The sequence below is a fragment of the Antarctobacter albus genome, assembly GCF_900101505.1.
Lineage (GTDB): Bacteria > Pseudomonadota > Alphaproteobacteria > Rhodobacterales > Rhodobacteraceae > Antarctobacter > Antarctobacter albus.
In genome coordinates this window covers 197,128-210,872 of sequence record NZ_FMZI01000006.1, presented here as the reverse complement: position 1 = coordinate 210,872, position 13,745 = coordinate 197,128, and the positions used below count along the sequence as shown (strand labels likewise).

Sequence of the window (13,745 nt, the reverse complement as noted above, 5' to 3'; positions counted from 1 at the left end):
CGTTCAGGATGATTGTCATCTGTCCGGCGTCCGCCGTGGCGGCTCAGGCCGCGTCGCGCAGGCCCAGGCGTGCGCGCAGGGCGGCGGGCAACATCCGGGCCGAGGAAATGCGCGGCATGTCCATCTCGGGAATGATGTGCTCGGCGCCGCAGGCGGCCAGGTACTCGGCGTGGTTGTCCAGCTTGTGGCGCCCGGCGTAATCGCAAAAGCTTTCCGACCCCGCGCCTTCGGCCAGCAGCACCTCGTGGCGGGCGGTTTCGACGTGGTAGACGGTGGTCCGGGCCGCCATCTGGGCAACGGGAACAAAGGTGATCGTCTCACCGTTGACCAGGGCGCTGGCGTTCACCAGGCTGCCGTCCAGCACCATCGCGTGATCGCCGGTCAGCACCAGGTCACGTTTCGGCAGGCCTTCGCCCAGGGCGCCGGCGTTGATCCGGACCAGCGCGAAACCGGCGTTGAAATGACGGTCGATGGTCTGACGACCGACCCAGCGGACGGGTTCCAGCCGTCCGTCGGCGGTGCGCACCAGGTCACCGGGGGCCAGGTCCTGCACCTCGGTCTCGCCCGCTTCGGTGGCGATGCGGGTGCCTGCTGCGAAACAATAGGAGTAGGTTTCCTCGACCACGTCCGGGTTGAAATCGAAAGAGGCGGGAAAGGCGGAGGGTTCCGGCAGGTAGTCCGGCACCAGGATGAACACGTTGCTGCCGTCCGCGATGGGGTAATCCCCCGCGGCTGTTATCACCGGGTACAGGTTGCCCTCGATCTCGATGTCGCCGATGTAGATGGTCCCGGAACCCGAGATGTCCTCGCCGACCGTGAACTGGCTATCGTCGACGCCTTCGCCGCCGAACGGCCCCAGGGCGCCAAGATCGGTCGCTGTTCCGGGGCTGGGCTGAAAGTTGAAGTTGCCCGGGCCACCGTCAAAAACGTCATACTCGATACCTTTGGTGATGCTGAAAGGCATGAGCCTCGCCCCCGTCATTGTTTTGTCAATCACTATCGGAAGTAAGGAATTCCGCCCCGCAGTCAATTTTTTCGGGCCGCGCCGCTGCCGCCCTGCCCAAGGTGTTGCCGGATTGCCTTTGCGCAATATTCGGATCGTGCGTCTTGCGCGGGCGCGGTAAAACCGGGGCCAAGGAGACAGCCGATGCCCAAGGACGACGACCAGAGCTATCACTACAACGTCATGCGACGCGCCATCGAGGCGGTCGACCGGCTGGGCCCGCAGGCCACGCTGGACCAGATCGCGCGCGAGGTCGGCATGAGCCCGGCGCATTTCCAGCGGTTGTTCAGCCAATGGGCCGGTGTCTCGCCAAAGCGCTACCAGCAATACCTGACGCTGGGCCATGCCAAGGCACTGCTGGCGGATCGCTTTACCACGCTGGAGACGGCCCATGCCACCGGGCTGTCGGGGGGCGGGCGCCTGCACGATCTGTTCCTGCGGTGGGAGGCGATGAGCCCCGGCGATTTCGCGCGCGCGGGCGCGGGGCTGACAATCTACTGGGGCTGGTTCGAAAGCCCCTTTGGCCCGGCACTGGTCATGGGCACCGACAAGGGCATCTGCGGTATCGCCTTTTCCGCCGAGACGACAGAGGCCGAGGCGATGGAGGACATGCTGGCGCGCTGGCCGCGGGCAGACTTCGTCGAGGACCCGATGCGCCTGCGCCCCTGGGCGCTGGCGGCTTTCGGCGTCAAGGCGGACGGGCCGGTGCCCTTGTACCTGATCGGCGCGCCGTTCCAGATCAAGGTCTGGGAGGCGCTGCTGCAGATCCCCTCGGGTCATGTCACGACCTATTCCGAAATCGCCGAGGCCATCGAGCATCCGAAAGCGGTGCGCGCGGTCGGCACGGCGGTGGGGCGCAACCCGATCAGCTACCTGATCCCCTGCCACCGCGCCCTGCGCAAATCCGGGGGTCTGGGCGGTTATCATTGGGGGCTGCCGGTCAAGCGCGCCATCCTTGCCTGGGAGGCGGCAAGATTGGAGGCTTGAGGTCTTAACAACCTGTAAAGAAAAGATGTTTCGCGCGCGAAACACGCGTGCCTCTGGATCATGCGCGGAGCCTTGCCGATTTTCCCGGTGACAGGGCTGGGGTTTTGCCGGATGTTATTGCATATCGGCAGTGAAAGACCCCATTCCAGCGGGGCAAACCTGAAAAGAGGCTACACATGATCCGGGCGAAATCCGCGATTCTCATCTCCGCCGTGGCTGTCATCGGCCTGTCGGCCTGTACCACGGGCAACCCGAACGATCCCAACCGCCAGACCAAGCAGGGTGCCCTCGTGGGCGCCGGCGTGGGTGCGGTTGCAGGCCGCCTTCTGGGCGGCGGCGACAGGGGCGAGCGTAACCGGGCGACCGTCGCGGGCGCCCTGGTGGGGGCCGCTGCGGGGGCCGCCATCGGCAACCAGCTGGACAAGCAGGAAGCGGAACTGCGTCAGCAGATGGGCGACAACGTCACCATCCGCAACACCGGCGACCGGCTGATCGTGACCATGCCGCAGGACATCCTGTTCCCCACCGACAGCGCCAACCTGCGCCCGACCCTGGTGTCGGACCTGCGCGACGTGGGCCAGTCGCTGCTGGCCTACCCGAACACCACCGCCCAGGTGATTGGCCACACCGACAGCGACGGCGACGCCGCCTATAACCTGGACCTGTCCCAGCGCCGCGCGCGCTCGGTCGCCAACGTGCTGATCTCCGAGGGCGTGCCCTCGTCGCGGATCTCGGTCATCGGCCGGGGTGAGGATCAGCCGGTGGCGTCGAACCTGACGCCCGAGGGAAAGGCCCAGAACCGCCGGGTCGAGATCGTGATCCTGCCCAACGGCTAAGGCCGGGCGATCCTGACAGGGGCTGTGCCCCGGTTTATCCGATAGATCAAAGCGCCGCGCCTTGCCGCGGCGCTTTTTCCATGTAGGTCAGGACGAAACAGACAGGAGATCACAATGCCGGACCCCACCCTCGTCGGCCTTTGCGGCGCCCTGCGCGCCGACAGCAGTAACCGCAAACTGATGTTCGAGGCCGCCCGTCTCTTTGCCCCCGACAGGTTCAGCGAACTCGACCTGCGTTTCCCGCTGTTCGACGAGGACATCCAGAACGGCGACGGCATTCCCGCCGCCGTGCAGGCCGCCGCAGATGCCATCGCGGGTGCGGATGCGGTTCTGGTGGTGACGCCGGAATACAACAAGGGCCTTTCCGGGCTGCTCAAGAACGCGCTGGACTGGATCAGCCGGACCGAGGGCGCGCCCTGGCGGGACAAGCCTGTGGCGCTGATGTCGGCGGCGGCGGGCCGCGCCGGGGGCGAGCGGGCGCAGAATATGGCGCGGCTTTGCCTCAACCCTTTTCGTCCACGCCTGCTGACCGGTCCGGAAGTCATGCTGGCACAAAGCCGCAAGCAGTTCGACGAGGACGGGCGCCTGACCGACGAACGCGCGCTGAAGCTGCTGGGCGACCAGATGCAGGAACTGCGCCGCGAGGTGGAACGGATGCGCGGCTGAAGCCCTCAGGCCGGGTTGGAAATCTCGATCAGGTTGCCGTCCGGATCGCGGATATAGATCGACCGGATCGGGCCGGTTGCGCCGGTGCGCGGCAGCGGTCCCTCCTCGATCGTCACGCCCAAGGCGGCCAGATGCGCCTGCCACTCTGCCAGGGGTGTTTCGCTGAGAAAACACAGGTCTGCCGTTCCGGGGCCGGGCCTGCGTGCCTTGGGGTCGAACTCCTGCCCGGCGGTGTGCAGGTTGATCTTTTGCCGCCCGAATTTCAGCGCCCATCGGGTGCTGCCATCGGCGGGGATGAACCGCTCTGCCTGCATCCCCAGGACGGTTTCGTAGAATTGCCGCGTGGCGGCGGGATCGGCGACGGTCAGCACCAGGTGATCGAGCGACTGGACGGCAGGTGGCATGGCTGGAATAACCCGGCAAAAATCAAGGAGCGTGACCCATGCAGACTGGCCCAGCGGCCGAGCGCCGTCAAACCGACGTGATGGATCCGGACCGCGCCCGCGCCCTGCAGGCGGCGCTGGACCTGCCCGTGACCATCGACGCGGGCACGCCCCTGCCGGTCTTCTTTCACCAGATCTATTTCTGGGACGCGCAGCCGCCCGGCGTGCTGGGGCGCGACGGGCATCCGCGCGTCGGCACCGGCCTGATCCCCGACCTGGGGCTGCCGCGCCGGATGTGGGCGGGCGGCGCGTTGCAGTTCCACGCGGCACTGCGAGCGGGGCAGATGGCGGAAAAGGTCTCTCGGGTGGTGGACGTGACCCGCAAGGAGGGGCGCAGCGGACCGCTGGGTTTCGTCACGCTGGCGCATGAGATCTGGCAGGGCGGCCAGCTGTGCGTGACAGAGCGGCAGGACCTCGTCTATCGCCAAGACCCGGACCCGTCCGCGCCGCGCCCGGTGCCGCCAGAGGCCCCGACAGGCGAAGAGGCCAGCCGCGAGATGGGTTTTTCCGAGACGCTGCTGTTCCGCTACTCTGCGCTGACCTTCAACGGCCACCGCATCCACTATGACGTGGAATACGCGCGGGCGGTCGAGGGCTATGACGGGCTGGTGGTGCATGGCCCGCTGCTGGCGCAGGGGCTTTTGCTGTTCGCGCAGGACAAGGCGCCGGTGCGCGGTTTCAGTTTTCGGGCGACGGCGCCCCTGATGCATGACGAGCGCGCCACCCTGTGCCAAAACGGCAACGACCTCTGGGTGCGCGGCCCGGACGGGCGCCAGTGCATGCAGGCGACGGTGGATTACTGATGTGTGGCGCCGGGGCGTCGCCCCGGCCGAATGTGCTCAGCAGCCGGTGCCGTGCACGACCACGCGCACCGTCTTGACCAGCACCCGCAGGTCATTGGCCAGCGACAATTGCGCCAGGTAGGCGGTGTCGAAACCGGCGCGCTGGGCAAAGGAGCTTTCGTTGCGCACCGAGACCTGCCAGTAGCCGGTGATCCCCGGGCGCAGCGCGTAATAGGCGGTGCCGGGATAGATCTCCTGCTGGCAGGGCATCATCGGGCGCGGACCGACCAGCGACATGTCCCCGCGCAGCACGTTGAACAACTGCGGCAGTTCGTCGATCGAGGTCTTGCGGATCAGCGAACCGATGGTCGTGACGCGCGGATCGTGGCGCAGTTTCTGCGTGCGGTCCCATTCCGCGCGTGCGGCGGGATTCTGATCGAGATAGTCGCTCAGCCGGGCGTCGGCATCGGGCACCATGCTGCGCAGCTTCCAGATATTGAATATCCGTCCATTCCGGCCGATCCGTTTCTGCGAGTAGAAGGGCGAGTGACCGTCGCGTGCGACGAGCAGCGCAAAGATGCCGACGATCATCAGGATCGGAAGGGCACCGAGCAGGACGAGCGTCACGTCGAGCCCCCGTTTGAAGACGTCGCGGTAAAGGGCGGGACCGGTTTCGGCGCGCAGCGCCTCGTCGATCAGCTTCTCAATTCTGGCCGTTGGCAGCGGCTGGCGCAGTTGTAGTGTCAAGATGACCTCCTGAGTCATGCGTTGACGAGAGCACGGGAAATGGATCCGAGTTTATCGCTGTTTCAGGCATAGCTCCGCCATGACACGCAAATGCGTGTCCCCCCGGACGTCAGGGCAAATTGCCCTGGCCATGTCTTCGAATGGCGATGCGCGAAAGGCGCAGCAGACCTACCGAGATACTCCCATTGTGGAAGCACCAACCCCCAAGTGCAGTTTATTTAAATTGCGACGAAAGTTTGTCCCAATCGTTCGACAGATTTCTTATGGCTTCACGCCGCCGTTCCGTCAATCTGCACCGGAGAGCGCAACCAAAAGGTGAAAAGTGCGCTTGTGGAGGCGATTGAAATGCGGGGGAAATTTCGGTTGAACGCTCAATAATGACGCGAAATTCGGGGGTGTTTTCAGCGTCCCCAGGCAGCTTTGTTTCCCGTTGGTTAATCGAGGGCTTTGAAACAATTTCGAGGATTTTGGCGGGCAGATGTTTCCAGATCGGGAACAGTCTCTGGAAATAAGGGAAACAGGCCTGGGGCGCTGAGGCAATGGTCTCTTGGAAATCTTGCGGGTGCCTGTAAATTCATCCCGGCGGAAACAATGGCGGCGACGTGCCGTAACGGAATGCGCCGCTCGGTGGATTCTGATGCGGCTTTAGGGGCGACGGATATATTCGACAATTATAGGGGGAGTTGCCAAGCTCACGGATTGTTACAAATATAAGAAAATCGAGAGGGCTCGGCCTTGATCCTGCCCGAATCACACCTTGGCGCCGCCATTGATTCGCCCGGATCTGCCACAAACTTGCCGGATTTTCGCCTCTTGCGGGAGAAATGTGGCGCGACAACACATTTGGCGAGAGCCGCGGCAGGGAGGCCAGTGTTGAAAGCCCGCATGGGCGCGGATATGTCGAGCCGGCAAGCGGATCGGGACGAAAGGGCGCACTGTGACCAACCATCTCTACAAGGGCGATCTGCCGGATGATCTGGACCTTGGCCCGGTCGTGGCCATCGACTGCGAGACGATGGGACTGAACCCGCACCGCGACCGGTTGTGTGTCGTGCAGTTGTCGGGCGGGGACGGGAATGCCCACCTCGTTCAGATCGCCAAGGGACAGACAGAGGCGCCCAACCTTGCGCGCCTTCTGACCGATCCGCAGGTGCTGAAGCTGTTTCACTATGGTCGGTTCGACATCGCCGCGATGTACAATGCCTTTGGCGCGCTGGCAGCGCCCGTCTATTGTACCAAGATCGCCAGCCGGCTTGTGCGCACCTATACTGATCGCCACGGCCTCAAGGCCCTGACCCAGGAACTGCTGTCCGTCGACATCTCGAAGCAGCAGCAATCCAGTGACTGGGGCGCCGTGGAGCTGACCGAGGCGCAAAAGGACTATGCGGCATCGGACGTGCTGCACCTGCACCGGCTGCGCGACGCGCTGAACGAGATGCTGGACCGCGAAGGGCGCACGGAGATTGCCCAGTCCTGTTTCGATTTCCTGCCGACCCGGGCGATCCTTGACCTGGAAGGCTGGCCGGACACCGATATCTTTGCCCATGCGTAAGAGGGGATGAACATGCGCCGGGGAGACGGGCTTTACTCGCGGGTGATCGCCTGGCTGAAGATCCTTCTTCCCCTGGTGGCACTGGCCATGCTGTCGACGTTGTTCTTCCTGTCCCGCTCGACCGAGCCGTTGCAGGACGTGCCCTTTGTCGAGGCTTTGCAAAGGAATGTCGCGCGCGAGCAGGTGAGCGCGCCGTACTACGCGGGAACCACCACCAAGGGCGACGTGTTGACCATGACCGCGCGCAGCGTGCGGCCCGAGGGGGACGGCCAGATCATCGCCGATGAGCTGGAGGCGCGGATGCGCCTGACCGACGGCAGCGAGTTGCGGCTGGACGCCGTCGAGGCGACGCTGCGCGACAGGAACCAGTTGGCGCACCTGCAAGGCGGCGTGCGCATCGAAAGCTCGCAGGGCTATGTCCTGCGCACAGAGGGGCTGATGTCACGGCTGGACGAAATCGCGGCAGAAAGCATCGGCCCGGTCAGCGGCGAGGGTCCGGTGGGCCGTTTCGAGGCCGGCCATCTCAAGATCGCGCCCAGCGGAGAAGAGGGGGCGGTGCAAATGGTGTTTTCCGGCGGCGTGAAACTGGTATATCAACCGCCGAAAGAAGAAAGTGCTGCCGAATGATCCGTCACCTGCTTGCCGTCATGCTTTTCCTCGCGCCTCTGGGCGCGGCTGCGCAAGGGGCCCAGGTGGCCTTTGGCGGAATGCAGCAGGACACCCGCGCCCCGGTCGAGGTGACGGCCGACACGCTCCAGGTGAACCAGGCCGACGGAACCGCCCTTTATACCGGCAACGTGGTGATCGCGCAGGGGCAGATGCGGCTTGCGGCACCTCGGGTGCTGGTCGTCTACTCGAACGAGGCCGGGCGGATCCGGCGGATGGAGGCCACGCGCGGCGTGACCCTGGTCAGCGGCTCCGAGGCGGCAGAGGCGCAGCGCGCGGATTACGACATCGAGGCCGGGCAGGTCGTCATGACCGGCAACGTCCTGCTGACCCAGGGCCCAAGTGCGCTGACGGCCGAACGCATGGTCGTCAACCTCAGCGACGGCACCGCGCAGCTGTCGGGCCGGGTGCGCACCGTGTTGCAGCAGGCACCCGACGGCGAGGGGCAGCCCTGAGATGGCCCGCCCGGACCTGAGCGTGACCGAAGGCGACAGTGGTCTTCGCGTCGAACACCTGCGCAAGAGCTATCGCAAACGCGTCGTCATCCGCGACGTCAGCCTGCGGGTGGACCGGGGAGAGGTTGCGGCGCTACTGGGGCCGAACGGGTCGGGCAAGACGACGTCGTTCTATGCCATCGCCGGGCTGGTGAATCCCGAGGGCGGGCAGGTTCTGATCGACGGGTATGACGCGACCTATCTGCCGATGTACCGCCGCGCGCGGCTGGGCATCGGCTATCTGCCGCAGGAAATGTCGATCTTTCGCGGCATGAGCGTCGAGGACAACATCGGCGCGGTGCTGGACATCTCCGAACGCAACGCCCACCGCCGCCGCGAGCGGCTGGAGGAGCTTCTGGGCGAGTTTTCGATCGAACACCTGCGCCGCGCCCCCGCGCTGGCCCTGTCTGGGGGCGAACGGCGGCGGGTGGAAATCGCGCGCTGCCTGGCGGCGAATCCCAAGTACCTGCTGCTGGACGAACCCTTTGCCGGGGTTGACCCGATCAGCGTCGGCGACATCCGCCACCTTGTCGCGGATCTCAAGACCCGGGGCATCGGCGTGCTGATCACCGACCACAACGTGCGCGAGACCCTGGAGATCGTGGATCGCGCCTATATCTTGCATGACGGCAAGGTCCTGATGTCGGGAACGCCGCAGGAAGTGGTGCAGAACGAAAATGTCAGGCGTGTCTACCTGGGCGAGAACTTTCGCTTTGGTTGAAAATCGGACCCTGTGCCCTTGACACTCTCCGGGGACACATTGTCGCTGGATCGCGCGTGATCCGCTTTCGGTTTCCATTGACAGACCTGCCGGTTTCCTCATCAAATATGAGTATGGTGCTATCGATCACGGCATTGCGTGTTGGCGGGCTCCTCGGTTCCGAGGCTGTCCGCGTGCATTCCGCGATCCGGTACTACCTTCCCTGAACCTTGTGACGCCGCGACGGGGGCTTGTCCTCCGTGTGGCGTACGGGTGCATAAGAAAAGGACAAATCATGCGCTATCAGATCACGGGAAAACACATCGATATCGGCGATGCGCTCCAGGTTCATGTCACGAACGAGCTGGGCGGTGTGCTGGACAAGTACGGCCAGCGTCCGACCGACGCGACCGTGGTTTTCTCAAAGGCGGCCCATGAATATGTCTGCGAAGCGATCGTTCATCTGTCGAGCGGGCTGAACGCTGCCGCCAAGGGACATGCGACGGAAATCTATGCAGCCTTCGAGGCCTGCGCGGAAAAAATGGACAAACAGCTCCGTCGCTACAAGCGCCGGTTGAAAGACCATCACAAGGACCGGTCCGAACCTGTTGAACATTTCGGGGCAGCCTCGTATATCCTCGCCACCGAAGCGGATTCGGGGGAGGAAGAACCCGAAACGCTGCAGCCGATCATCGTGGCGGAGATGCAAACCAAGATCCCGTCTCTGTCGGTTGGGGAGGCCGTGATGCAGATGGAACTGGCCGGAGCGCCTGTTCTGGTGTTTCGCAACGAAAAGAAGGATGGCGTGAACGTCGTGTATCGCCGGGATGATGGCAACATCGGCTGGATCGATCCGTAAGGGTCCGTCCCCCGCCACCAGACCGGACCCGTGCAGTGTTCGCACCCTAGTTACAGGCAGGGCTCATGAAGTTTGTCGATCTCATCTCGCCGACTGCTGTCAAAGTCGTTTCCTCGACCTCCAGCAAAAAGCGACTGATGCATGACATCTCGGACCTCGCGGAGGGCGCTTATGGCGTCAACGCGCCTCGCATCCTCGAGGCGCTGATGGAACGCGAAGCCCTGGGGCCGACGGGTGTCGGCCACGGGGTCGCGCTGCCCCATGCGCGGATTCCCGGCATCGACGAGGTGGCGGGCGCCTTTATCCTGCTGGAAAAACCCGTCGACTTCGACGCGGTCGACCGCCAACCCGTGGACATCGTCTTTGCGATCTTCGCCCCCGAAGAGGCCGGGGTCGAACATCTCAAGGCGCTGGCGCTGGTTTCGCGCAGCCTGCGGGACCAGGGGCTTTGCGCCAAGCTGCGCGCCAACCCGGTGCCGACCACGCTTTACACCATCCTGACAGAGACCGAGGCCTCCAAGGCCGCCTGAGGCATTTGCGCGACAAAGGCGCGAGGTCAGGAATTCCCCCGTTGGCGTTGATGCGCCGGCGGGGTATCTCAGTTGCATTCATCACCCCGACAACAGAGGAGGGCCGCACATGACCGGATCTATCGTCACCGCTTCCTCCCTGGATCGTTCGGGTCGCTGATTTTCCGCGCCTGCGGGCGCGCCCCATCCCCCCTTGGACGATCCGCCTTTGCGGCCCTTTTCCGGGCCGCCTCTCATGATTTGAGAAAGACGGACCTATGGGCAATTCCCCCATCGCGGCACCTGCGCGTGTCTGCGAATTCTACTCTGACGGCGCCTGGATCGAAGGACGCGCCGTCGATCAACTGAACGAGGTTGCCGGCTGGCCCGGCATGGGCGCCGTTGCCGGGTTTCCCGACCTGCACCCGGGCCGTCATGGCCCGGTCGGGGGCGCCTTCCTGGCCGACCGCATCTATCCGCAACTGATCGGTCCGGACATCGGCTGTGGCATGGCGCTGTACCGGCTCGACCTGCCGCGCCGCAAGCTGAAGCTGGACAAGGCCGCGCGGCGGCTGGAGGTGCTGGAAGACGGGACGGCGGCCGAGGAGGCGCGCGCGGCGCTGGCGGGCACGGAGGCCGAGCTGCTGGGGCCCCAGGGGCTGGGCACCCTCGGCGGCGGCAACCATTTCTGCGAACTTCAGGTGGTCCAGGAGGTGGCCGATACGGCGCCGGGCCTTGCGCCGGGTGACCTGTGCCTGCTGGTGCACACCGGCTCTCGCGGGCATGGCGCCGGGGTTTTCACCGGGGTCGAGGACAGCTGGAAGGACGGCTTCCTGCCCGGCAGCGAGGCGGCGGACAGCTATGCCGCCCTGCATGGCGCCGCGCAGGCCTGGGCGCGGATCAACCGCGCGCTGCTGGCGCAGGCGGCCTCAGAAGCCTTGCGCTGTTCGGCAGAGCTGATCTGCGATGCGCCGCACAACCACCTTGAGGGCCGGCCCGACGGCTGGCTGCATCGCAAGGGCGCCGCCGCACCGGATCGCAGGCTGGCGCCCCTGGCCGGGTCGCGCGAGAGCCTGAGTTACCTCATGGTGGTGCCCGAGGGGCCGGCAGAGGCGCTGGGGTCTGTCTCGCACGGGGCGGGGCGGCGCTATGACCGTGCCGCCATGCACGGCCGTATCCGCCGGGTGAAATCGGAACTGGAGGCGATGCGCCAGACCCGGTTCGGCGGACGCGTCATCTGTGCCGACCGTGACCTGCTGATCGAGGAGGCGGGCAGCGCCTACAAGGACGCGGGCGCGGTTCTGCGTGATCTCGAAGGTTTCGGACTGGCGCGGGAGGCGGCGTCGCTGGCCCCGCTCATCACCTTCAAGACCAGCAAGGGAGGCCGCTGATGGTGACCCTCTTAATTTCCAGCGGCAACGGGCCGGGTGAATGTCAGCAGGCGGTGGGTCATGTGCTGACCCGCCTGGCGGAAGAGGCCGAGGCGCAGGGCGTCACGCTGGACCTGACCGAACGTGCGGGGCGCACTGGCCCGGTTTCGGCCATTGCCGTGCTCAGCGGGCCGGGGGCCCAGGCGCTGGCGGCGCGCTGGGAGGGTGTATTGCTCTGGCGCTGTCCCAGCACCCTGCGCCCGCGTCACAAGCGCAAGAACTGGTTCGTGCAGGTCTTTCGTCTGCCCAGAACGGCGCGCGGGGCGCATATCGACCCGCGCGAGGTGGAGATGACCGCGATCCGCGCCGGCGGACCCGGTGGCCAGCACCAGAACAAGACTTCCAGCGCGATCCGCGCGCGCTGGGGCGCATATGCGGTCGTAGTGCGTGATCAACGCTCGCAGCATCAAAACCGGCGGTTGGCGCTGGAGCGACTGCAGGCGCTGGCCGATGCTGATACCGCCGAGGCGCGGGCGGCGCGGGAGGGGCAGGCGCATTGGCTGCACCATCAGTTGCAGCGCGGCGATCCCGCCCGCACGTTCGAAGGGCCGCAGTTCCGCGAACGGTGACGCAAGGCCCCCCTTCTTTGGTTTTCCAAATACCTCGGGGGTGAGGCCGAAGGCCGAGGGGGCAGCGCCCCCCTTCACGCCCAGTCGTCGAAGCCGAACATGGTATAGTCGCGCTGGTAAGCCTCGCGGCCCAGTGCCTCGATCTGGTCGTCGTAGATCTGGGCCAGGGAAAAGGGCGCGCGGTTGGGTACTTGCTGCGGATCGGGCGGGTTGTCGTGGCCCACCTGCAGGGCAAGCGCGGGCAGGTAGGCCTGCATCTCGTCCTCGCGCACGATCATGTCGGGCAGGGTGAACTCGGCCATGCCCTGCAGGCATTGCGCCTGCGTGGCCCAATGGCCGTCCACCCGCACCGCCGTCTGGCCGTTGAGGTTGGCCTTGACCCAGGCCAGCCAGGCGGTGAAGGCCTCGCGGTGGGCGTTCACGTCATAGTCCGGCCCCGGCTCCCCCTCGGGGATGGGAAAGTTATGCGCCCGGCGCAGCACCTTGCGGATGCCCTGAAAGCCGCCTTTACCGGTGGTCAGAATCCTTGAGCAAAAGGCGTCGTGCGCGCGTGCCAGCGGATGCCGGATCACGCTAAAACTGCGGTGGCCCGGGCGGTCTCGTTTCCAGGCCCGCAAGGAGCCCTGGTTGAATTTTTCCACCAGTTTGCCCGTGCCGACACCGTCCAGCGCCGCCAGCCAGTCCTTGACCGCGCGTTCCGGGCCGGAGCGGATCGGCATGTACAGCAGCGGCGTCTCGGCGGCGGCGACATAGCTGGGGACAACCGGCCCGCGCCGTGGTTCGAAATTGGGGGTCCGGGCCAGGTTGAAACGGTCGAGCCGGGCCAGGCTGTCGGCCATCTCCTCGTAGTTCTGGACCTTCTCGGCGATGGGTTGCGGGTTCTGCCGTTTCAGCGCGGTGTTGAGGCTGTCCAGTCGCGCCGCCACCCCCAGCCATTGCGCCAGCCCGTTCATCACGGCGACGTCCTGCAGATCCTCGTAGGCGACGTAGAAGGCCGTCTGCCCGGTGGTCTGCAGACCATTCAGCAGCCTGACCTGGAAATCCTGCAGCTCGGCCAGGTGGGCCTCGAACTCCTCGGCGTCGAAATGCGCCAGGGCATCCTTGCGTTTCTTGACGTTGGTCAGTTTCCATTGGCCGGTGGCCTGGGCGATCTTCTTGGAGATGTAGCTGTCGGCGGGGTTGCGCGTCAGCACGATCTTGGCCACGCGCGGATCGGTCAGCAGCGGCTCCAGCACGCGGGGGTCGTGATCGTGGAAATAGCGAAAGCCGCCCAGTCCGTCGCTGCCGGTGCGGATACGGTCGACCAGGCCAAGGGGATCGCGGTCGCGGTCCTCTTGCGTGATGTCCAGTATGTCCTGCGCGTTCGGATAGCCGATGAAATGCGGGTTGAAGGCCTCTCCGTGGCAGGTCAGCCCGTCAAAGGCATTCAGGTTCGCCTCTAGGAAATTCGACCCTGTCCGCATCTCGGCGAAGATCACGAAACAGTCGAAACGCTGGGACAT

The 13,745-nt window shown here is 65.3% G+C and carries 16 protein-coding genes; 12 read left to right on the top strand and 4 right to left on the bottom strand.

Translation table 11 applies throughout. The features are described 5' to 3' along the window. Positions 1–43: 43 nt before the first annotated feature. Complete coding sequence (locus tag BLQ71_RS12515; protein WP_074621955.1) at positions 44–964, bottom strand: Hint domain-containing protein; 921 nt, start codon at positions 962–964, stop codon at positions 44–46. Between the two features lie 183 nt (positions 965–1,147). Here BLQ71_RS12515 and BLQ71_RS12510 point away from each other — a divergent pair, with 183 nt between their 5' ends. The 3 genes from BLQ71_RS12510 (at position 1,148) to BLQ71_RS12500 (ending at position 3,492) form a co-directional block, all read left to right on the top strand. Next, a complete protein-coding gene (locus tag BLQ71_RS12510; protein ID WP_043140441.1) occupies positions 1,148–1,990 on the top strand; it encodes a methylated-DNA--[protein]-cysteine S-methyltransferase in 843 nt (280 codons plus the stop codon). Between the two features lie 176 nt (positions 1,991–2,166). Beyond that, positions 2,167–2,826 carry a YiaD family glycine zipper/OmpA-like lipoprotein gene (locus tag BLQ71_RS12505; RefSeq protein WP_043140442.1) on the top strand — a complete coding sequence of 220 codons (660 nt, stop codon included), beginning with the start codon at positions 2,167–2,169 and terminating at the stop codon, positions 2,824–2,826. A gap of 114 nt (positions 2,827–2,940) precedes the next feature. After that, complete coding sequence (locus tag BLQ71_RS12500) at positions 2,941–3,492, top strand: NADPH-dependent FMN reductase (RefSeq protein WP_074621954.1); 552 nt, start codon at positions 2,941–2,943, stop codon at positions 3,490–3,492. A gap of 5 nt (positions 3,493–3,497) precedes the next feature. Here BLQ71_RS12500 and BLQ71_RS12495 read toward each other — a convergent pair whose 3' ends face one another. Next, positions 3,498–3,896 (bottom strand): VOC family protein, encoded by a 399-nt coding sequence (locus BLQ71_RS12495; RefSeq protein WP_074621953.1) that lies wholly within the window; start codon positions 3,894–3,896, stop codon positions 3,498–3,500. 38 nt (positions 3,897–3,934) lie between these two features. Here BLQ71_RS12495 and BLQ71_RS12490 point away from each other — a divergent pair, with 38 nt between their 5' ends. Further along, positions 3,935–4,738 (top strand): HTD2 family dehydratase, encoded by an 804-nt coding sequence (locus tag BLQ71_RS12490; protein WP_074621952.1) that lies wholly within the window; start codon positions 3,935–3,937, stop codon positions 4,736–4,738. 36 nt (positions 4,739–4,774) lie between these two features. Here the strand turns inward: BLQ71_RS12490 and BLQ71_RS12485 are convergent, their stop codons facing one another. Next, a complete protein-coding gene (locus BLQ71_RS12485; protein ID WP_043140453.1) occupies positions 4,775–5,464 on the bottom strand; it encodes a sugar transferase in 690 nt (229 codons plus the stop codon). Positions 5,465–6,401: 937 nt separating this feature from the next. On the opposite strand from BLQ71_RS12485, the gene BLQ71_RS12480 reads away from it, so the two are divergent. From BLQ71_RS12480 to prfH, 8 genes are all read left to right on the top strand, one after another. Beyond that, positions 6,402–7,016: a ribonuclease D gene (locus BLQ71_RS12480; RefSeq protein WP_074621951.1), complete on the top strand. Its 615-nt coding sequence runs from the start codon at positions 6,402–6,404 to the stop codon at positions 7,014–7,016. Positions 7,017–7,028: 12 nt separating this feature from the next. Further along, positions 7,029–7,643 (top strand): hypothetical protein, encoded by a 615-nt coding sequence (locus BLQ71_RS12475; protein WP_043140708.1) that lies wholly within the window; start codon positions 7,029–7,031, stop codon positions 7,641–7,643. Beyond that, complete coding sequence (locus BLQ71_RS12470; RefSeq protein ID WP_074621950.1) at positions 7,640–8,137, top strand: LptA/OstA family protein; 498 nt, start codon at positions 7,640–7,642, stop codon at positions 8,135–8,137. Before BLQ71_RS12475 ends, BLQ71_RS12470 begins: the two co-directional genes overlap by 4 nt. A gap of 1 nt (position 8,138) precedes the next feature. Further along, on the top strand, positions 8,139–8,897 hold the full coding sequence (gene lptB, locus BLQ71_RS12465) for an LPS export ABC transporter ATP-binding protein (protein WP_074621949.1): 759 nt from the start codon (positions 8,139–8,141) through the stop codon (positions 8,895–8,897). 274 nt (positions 8,898–9,171) lie between these two features. After that, positions 9,172–9,735 carry a ribosome hibernation-promoting factor, HPF/YfiA family gene (gene hpf, locus BLQ71_RS12460; protein WP_043140463.1) on the top strand — a complete coding sequence of 188 codons (564 nt, stop codon included), beginning with the start codon at positions 9,172–9,174 and terminating at the stop codon, positions 9,733–9,735. Positions 9,736–9,800: 65 nt separating this feature from the next. Further along, positions 9,801–10,265 carry a PTS sugar transporter subunit IIA gene (locus BLQ71_RS12455; protein WP_043140466.1) on the top strand — a complete coding sequence of 155 codons (465 nt, stop codon included), beginning with the start codon at positions 9,801–9,803 and terminating at the stop codon, positions 10,263–10,265. A gap of 257 nt (positions 10,266–10,522) precedes the next feature. Continuing rightward, positions 10,523–11,635, top strand: a complete 1,113-nt coding sequence (locus BLQ71_RS12450; protein ID WP_074621948.1) for an RNA ligase RtcB family protein — start codon at positions 10,523–10,525, stop codon at positions 11,633–11,635. Continuing rightward, positions 11,635–12,243 (top strand): peptide chain release factor H, encoded by a 609-nt coding sequence (prfH, locus tag BLQ71_RS12445; protein WP_074621947.1) that lies wholly within the window; start codon positions 11,635–11,637, stop codon positions 12,241–12,243. Before BLQ71_RS12450 ends, prfH begins: the two co-directional genes overlap by 1 nt. A 74-nt stretch (positions 12,244–12,317) precedes the next feature. On the opposite strand, the gene BLQ71_RS12440 is transcribed toward prfH, so the two are convergent. Continuing rightward, complete coding sequence (locus tag BLQ71_RS12440) at positions 12,318–13,745, bottom strand: nodulation protein NodH (protein ID WP_074621946.1); 1,428 nt, start codon at positions 13,743–13,745, stop codon at positions 12,318–12,320.

Bases quoted from the DNA above. Each gene is read 5' to 3' on its own strand.
- BLQ71_RS12500 (WP_074621954.1), top strand. From the start codon at position 2,941: ATGCCGGACCCCACCCTCGTCGGCCTTTGCGGCGCCCTGCGCGCCGAC.
- BLQ71_RS12510 (WP_043140441.1), top strand. From the start codon at position 1,148: ATGCCCAAGGACGACGACCAGAGCTATCACTACAACGTCATGCGACGC.
- BLQ71_RS12495 (WP_074621953.1), bottom strand. From the start codon at position 3,896: ATGCCACCTGCCGTCCAGTCGCTCGATCACCTGGTGCTGACCGTCGCC.
- prfH (WP_074621947.1), top strand. From the start codon at position 11,635: ATGGTGACCCTCTTAATTTCCAGCGGCAACGGGCCGGGTGAATGTCAG.
- BLQ71_RS12490 (WP_074621952.1), top strand. From the start codon at position 3,935: ATGCAGACTGGCCCAGCGGCCGAGCGCCGTCAAACCGACGTGATGGAT.
- BLQ71_RS12505 (WP_043140442.1), top strand. From the start codon at position 2,167: ATGATCCGGGCGAAATCCGCGATTCTCATCTCCGCCGTGGCTGTCATC.
- BLQ71_RS12515 (WP_074621955.1), bottom strand. From the start codon at position 964: ATGCCTTTCAGCATCACCAAAGGTATCGAGTATGACGTTTTTGACGGT.
- BLQ71_RS12470 (WP_074621950.1), top strand. From the start codon at position 7,640: ATGATCCGTCACCTGCTTGCCGTCATGCTTTTCCTCGCGCCTCTGGGC.
- lptB (WP_074621949.1), top strand. From the start codon at position 8,139: ATGGCCCGCCCGGACCTGAGCGTGACCGAAGGCGACAGTGGTCTTCGC.
- BLQ71_RS12475 (WP_043140708.1), top strand. From the start codon at position 7,029: ATGCGCCGGGGAGACGGGCTTTACTCGCGGGTGATCGCCTGGCTGAAG.
- BLQ71_RS12450 (WP_074621948.1), top strand. From the start codon at position 10,523: ATGGGCAATTCCCCCATCGCGGCACCTGCGCGTGTCTGCGAATTCTAC.
- BLQ71_RS12455 (WP_043140466.1), top strand. From the start codon at position 9,801: ATGAAGTTTGTCGATCTCATCTCGCCGACTGCTGTCAAAGTCGTTTCC.
- BLQ71_RS12440 (WP_074621946.1), bottom strand. From the start codon at position 13,745: ATGTCCCAGCGTTTCGACTGTTTCGTGATCTTCGCCGAGATGCGGACA.
- hpf (WP_043140463.1), top strand. From the start codon at position 9,172: ATGCGCTATCAGATCACGGGAAAACACATCGATATCGGCGATGCGCTC.